Origin of the sequence: Acinetobacter sp. CFCC 10889, from assembly GCF_003268395.1 — a bacterium.
Classification (GTDB): Bacteria; Pseudomonadota; Gammaproteobacteria; order Pseudomonadales; family Moraxellaceae; genus Acinetobacter.
This window is the reverse complement of record NZ_LQXQ01000103.1, coordinates 1-5103: the sequence shown is the minus strand read 5'-3', so window position 1 is coordinate 5103 and position 5103 is coordinate 1. Positions and strand designations below refer to the sequence as shown.

Annotated in this window: 5 protein-coding genes; 4 read left to right on the top strand and 1 reads right to left on the bottom strand. The window is 36.1% G+C overall.

What is annotated here, in order from left to right; genetic code table 11:
* Positions 1 to 603 precede the first annotated feature (603 nt).
* Genes AVJ19_RS20185 through AVJ19_RS22720 form a run of 4 tightly spaced genes read left to right on the top strand, consistent with a single transcriptional unit; the run spans position 604 to position 3653 of the window.
* Complete coding sequence (locus AVJ19_RS20185; protein WP_111861327.1) at positions 604 to 1497, top strand: tyrosine-type recombinase/integrase; 894 nt, start codon at positions 604 to 606, stop codon at positions 1495 to 1497.
* Positions 1498 to 1740 carry a hypothetical protein gene (locus AVJ19_RS20180; RefSeq protein WP_111861326.1) on the top strand — a complete coding sequence of 81 codons (243 nt, stop codon included), beginning with the start codon at positions 1498 to 1500 and terminating at the stop codon, positions 1738 to 1740. It begins immediately after the preceding gene.
* Positions 1740 to 3530 carry a type IV secretory system conjugative DNA transfer family protein gene (locus AVJ19_RS20175; protein ID WP_111861325.1) on the top strand — a complete coding sequence of 597 codons (1791 nt, stop codon included), beginning with the start codon at positions 1740 to 1742 and terminating at the stop codon, positions 3528 to 3530. The genes AVJ19_RS20180 and AVJ19_RS20175 overlap by 1 nt, the downstream gene beginning before the upstream one ends.
* Positions 3531 to 3653: a hypothetical protein gene (locus AVJ19_RS22720; RefSeq protein ID WP_265736099.1), complete on the top strand. Its 123-nt coding sequence runs from the start codon at positions 3531 to 3533 to the stop codon at positions 3651 to 3653.
* A gap of 42 nt (positions 3654 to 3695) precedes the next feature.
* On the opposite strand, the gene repM is transcribed toward AVJ19_RS22720, so the two are convergent.
* Positions 3696 to 4622, bottom strand: coding sequence for a replication initiation protein RepM (gene repM, locus AVJ19_RS20170; RefSeq protein WP_171334251.1), 927 nt, complete (start codon positions 4620 to 4622; stop codon positions 3696 to 3698).
* Between the last annotated feature and the right edge of the window lie 481 nt (positions 4623 to 5103).

The window sequence follows — 5103 nt, the reverse complement described above, 5'->3', positions numbered from 1 at the left end:
GAATATTCTTTTAATCAATTAAAAAATATTTGAATCTAAAAAATTATTAACAGAGCAAGCGGAGTGCTTGCGAACTGACACAATTAAAATTTCAAAACTTTTCCCTCTGATTACAAGCTCCCATCTAAATTTTTTCGGGAGTAGCCGAGCCATCCCGAACGGGTGGCGACTTCCCTTTTTGATACTCGTAAACTTTTGACATTTCAAAAAGAGTCCACTACATAACAGTAGTGACGCTTTTTGAAATGCTCACTATATTTGCTATAGAGATTAGTTTTTTAAGTGATTGCCACGTGACAGATATTTTTTTGATGCTATAATGATCAGACTTTTTATGTCTTTTCATGACTTTTCTTTGCTGACTTTCATTTTGTTTTTCAGCTTAAACTTAAACTTAATTAAGGAGATCAAATACTTTTAATCGCTCTCATCTTTATATGCAGATTCGGTTTTTTCGTAAGTATTCATACATTTGGGTTTAAAAATTTTCGAATTTTTAAACTTACTTTTTGAGCATTTTTATTGAATTAGTTCTTATAGCTAATCTTGATAAAACGATTTTTCGGCTCTTAACACTTCAACAAAAATTTAGGTCTCCGCCTTATGACACTCGAATATCAGTTTGATCAGCTCTGTAATAAACACAGAAGCAAATCACATACAACACAAGCAAATAGACGTTCTATGCTCAAGTTGTTTGCTCAACAGCTTGCAAAAAACGGCTATGACACTCGAAATATGTCGCCTAGCGATTTAAAAGGTCGTCACGTTAATAAGCTTTTAGAACAATGGCGCAAAGATGGCGTATCAACGGCAACAATAAAAAATAGAATGGCTGTCGTAAGGTTTTGGGCTGAAAAAGTCGGCAATTCTGGCGCAGTAAAAGACAACGCTACTTATAAGATTGATAGACGTATCTATGTCACGAATGAAAATAAATCTGTATCGCTGCATGATTTAGACTTATCAAAAATTGATGAAAACATAGCGCAAAGCTTACGTTTACAAGATGCGTTCGGTCTTAGACGTGAAGAATCAATGAAGTTTCAGCCTGAATACGCTTTAGATGGTCAAACCATCGAAAACGCTAAATACATACGTCTAAAAGATTCATGGACGAAAGGCGGTAGACCTCGAACAATTCCTATATCGAACGAGAACCAACGGCAAGAGCTACGCAAAGCCTACGCCCAAGCCGTAAAAAATGGCGGTTCCATGATTCCGAAAGAGAAATCATACAAGGCGCATAAATCTAATTTTGAAGCGGTCACACATGGCTTAGGTGTGGGGCAAACGCATGGTTTACGGCATGGTTACGCTCAAACTAGATATTTAGAACTTATGGGCTTTCCTTGCCCTGCTGTCGGTGGATCTCGTTCACTCACCAGTGAAGAAATAGCAAAAGATAAAGAAATTCGTATGTTAATCAGTGAGGAATTAGGGCATAGCCGTATAAATATTACGTCCGTGTATCTTGGTTCATGGAGTAAAAAATAAATGGGTATTGCATCAGAAATACGTGAAAAACTGCCCTTGTGTGGTCGTTGCATTAATTGCAAATTGCTCATTTGGAACGATAAAGCAGAATTAAAAACCAATCAAACTTTGATTAAATTCAAGAATTTAGATTCATCTTATTATTATACTGTTCGCTGTTCTTGGCTCAAAAGTCCTGTATCTGAACCCCAATTTTTAGATACGTGTGAAGGCAAACAACTACAAAAAAGTGAGAATTTATAATGATGTATGCTCTTATTAATTTAGTTCTTTTTGTTGGGCTAGGTGCTTTTTTTGTTTTTTTAGCTGGCACAGTGAACGGCATTATTGAATACAAAGCACACGGCTTTAAAAAGCATGAAAATTTGTATTACGACATGCTGACACAAGAACAAATAGACGAATATTTTAATTTTAAAAAGAAAGTCCTACCCATTGTTATGGGTGTTTTTGCTTTTCTTTCTTTTGTTCTTGTTTATATGTTTTCTGATACATCGTTTTTTATGACTTTGTGCCGTGTTGGCTTTGTTTGGATGACATTATTTTTAGGTTATCATCTATATTTAAAAGAGTTTTCACCGTTCCGTGATCGCCCTGAACCTGTTCAAACAATTAAGAAAAAGGATTCTGCAGAGGGCATCGGAACGCTTTTTGATGCAGTTCAACCAACGCAAGAAGTTGGCAAGCCTTTAATTTCATACGTTTATGATCAAAGTATTGAAAATCCTGTTTGGGAAGCATTGCGTGTAACAAATGAAGATCGAGGTATCATACTTGGCGCACCTGGTTCAGGTAAAACAACCTATCTTGTGACACAAATCATTGATTGGATGCAGTCTGGACAAAGCTTTGTAGCAACTGACATTAAGCCAGAAATCTGGGCTATCCTTAAATATAACGGCATTTTTGAGGCGTTCGGGTATAAAGATTGGGTATTCAATCCCACAGACATAAATTCAGATCACTACAATATTTTTTCAGAAGTAAAAGATTCATCAGAGTTTAATGAAGTTCTAAATATCATAATTGCAGACACTGATTCAGCAGACGCAAAAGTCTTTAATGACAATGCTAGACGACTTTTAAAAGCGATTTTGATTGAGCTAGGGGCTAAAGCATCATTGCCGAATGCGCAGCGTTTTATTAACAGCATGGACGACAATGCAGAGCTGTTAAAGACGTTAAGACAGTCAGACAATGAAACGGTTTCAAGCATTGCGAAAGACATTACACGCACAGCGAAAAGCGATAATTTACTTGCATCTATCATGACAGCGGTATCAAAAGCGTTTGATTTTCTTGATGATGAACGTATCAGACAAACAATTTCAGAAAATGCGGACGGCTTCTATTTGAAAGACGTTCTAATGAAGCCCAAACAAGCCGTTTTCTTGCAATTTGATCAGCAGTATAAGAGTTCAACAGCTACGCTATTCGGGGCAATGGTGGCGCATACAATGCGTATTCTGCAAGCTAATCAAAATCGTGGCGCAGTATTCTTAGCACTTGATGAAATTATCAATTGTGCGCCCATCCCTAAATTCACTGATTTGCTCAACACGATACGTTCTGCAAATATGCCTACTTTCCTATATCTACAATCACTAGAAGGCTTAAATCGCTTGTATGGCGCAAATGCGGACAAGTTGTTCTTGGGGTCAAGCAATTACAAAGTAGTGTTTAAGATCGGTGATATTTCAACAGCAGAAGAATTTAGTAAGTTGATCGGCAAGACAGAAACGACATATTTCGGCTATTCAGAAAATAATTCTGAGGGTGTAAGTAATAGCGATCAAGGCGGTTCACGCACTCATAGCAATTCTTCAGGATATTCAGAAAGTACAAAACTTGAATACATTATTGAGCCTGAAGAATTGATCAAACTGCCTGCTCATAGTGCGGTGGTAACGTATAACGGCACATTTGGCACATTGATCATGCCAAAGTATTGGGAATTCTTTGATACTCCTGTACGCATTGCTAAAGCAAGTCCGACAGATTGGCTAGAACATCAAAAAAATGAGGTGGCGTAAATGATTAATCCAATAAAATTAAGTTTTTCTGTTTTAACTGGTGCTGTATTAGCGTTCTATATCCTGCTTGTATTTGAGCTTGTAGGCTTTGATTTAAAAGCGTTTGCACTAAGTATGATGTAAGACATACACCCATAAAAAAACGGCTATATAGCCGTTTTTTTATTACTTAAAGCCATGTTCTATAAGTAGCGGATAGAACGTTTTAAAATGCTTTTCTTCTGCGAGCATATCAGCAAGTAATTTTGCAAAATCTTCATAGCTTCCAGTGCCGATCAATTGGCTGTATTCGCTTTGTACTCGTGCATCATGTGCTAGTTTATGTCCGAACAAATGACGCTGTGCATCGGTCATTTTTGTGAATAGATCGGCTGTGTCCGGATCTCTGTTGGTTTCTATTTTTTTTGCTTGTTGTTTCTGCTTAAATCTGAATGAAAAGCCTGTAATTGTCCGCCCTTTTTTATGCTGTTCATAGGTCACGGCAATATCTGTTAAATCATTGATCTGCTTAATTGATGGCTCTAATACACGCAACTTAAAGTTAGAAATAATTTTATATTCAGAATCAATAACACCTATTTGCTTTCTAAACTCATCAATAGTTAGTACTGGGGTTTTTCCAGTGCTGCGCCACGCAATTAATATTTCATATAGCCGTGTAGCATACTTACTTTGAAGCTGTGCAACTTGTTCAAGCTCATAACTTGTGAAATGTTCTTCAAGGCGTGTAATTAAAGGCACAACATCAGGCGCAAATATAATTTCAACAGTTGCTTCATTTTTGGTGTAGCCAATTTTTGAAACCCATCTGCTTGTGTACTGTGTCAAATTTCCGTTTTTATTTACTTCTTCATAACTAAACTGTCTTGCAAATAAACTCTTACATGCTTCTTTTAAGCTCGTATAAGCACTATGTTTTTCAACGTTAAATGTTTGTATGTATGTGCTTGCATGTACTGTTAAAGGGTCATTTGCATTAATCCCTTTGCCATTCTCTCTAGCTTCAATAATTGCTAATAAAATTAATCTTTGTTCTACAAGTTCTAAGTTATAGCTCGCATTGATTAAAGCGTTGTCTTTTACAATGAGCATATTTTTTTCCTGTTCTATGGGACGGCTCATAAACAAAAATCTCCTTTCGACAAGAAATAATATACATGAAAAAAAACGTAAGTAAATATACATATAAAAATATGTATAGATATGGTCTATAGATGTATAGATATGGGTCTATAGATGTATAGATATGGGTCTATAGATGTATAGATATGGGTCTATAGATGTATAGATATAAGAGCTGAAAGCATTGATATGACAGTGTTTCATACGACTTAAAAGCATTTAAAAGCTTTAAAAATAATTAAAAGCCCAAAAGCAAAAGAAAAAAAGCTATGGCACTCGCTTCGCTCGTGACGTTTTAAGAGCAAAAGCAAAGTCAAAAGCAACTATGAATTCGCTTCGCTCATGTATTTATAAAAGCGTTATTACTTCGTTCGTAGACACTCACTAAAAACTACAGTGATAGATCAAAAAAAAGCAAAAGCAGTTTTTCAGGGAAAGGGGTCTAAGCAAA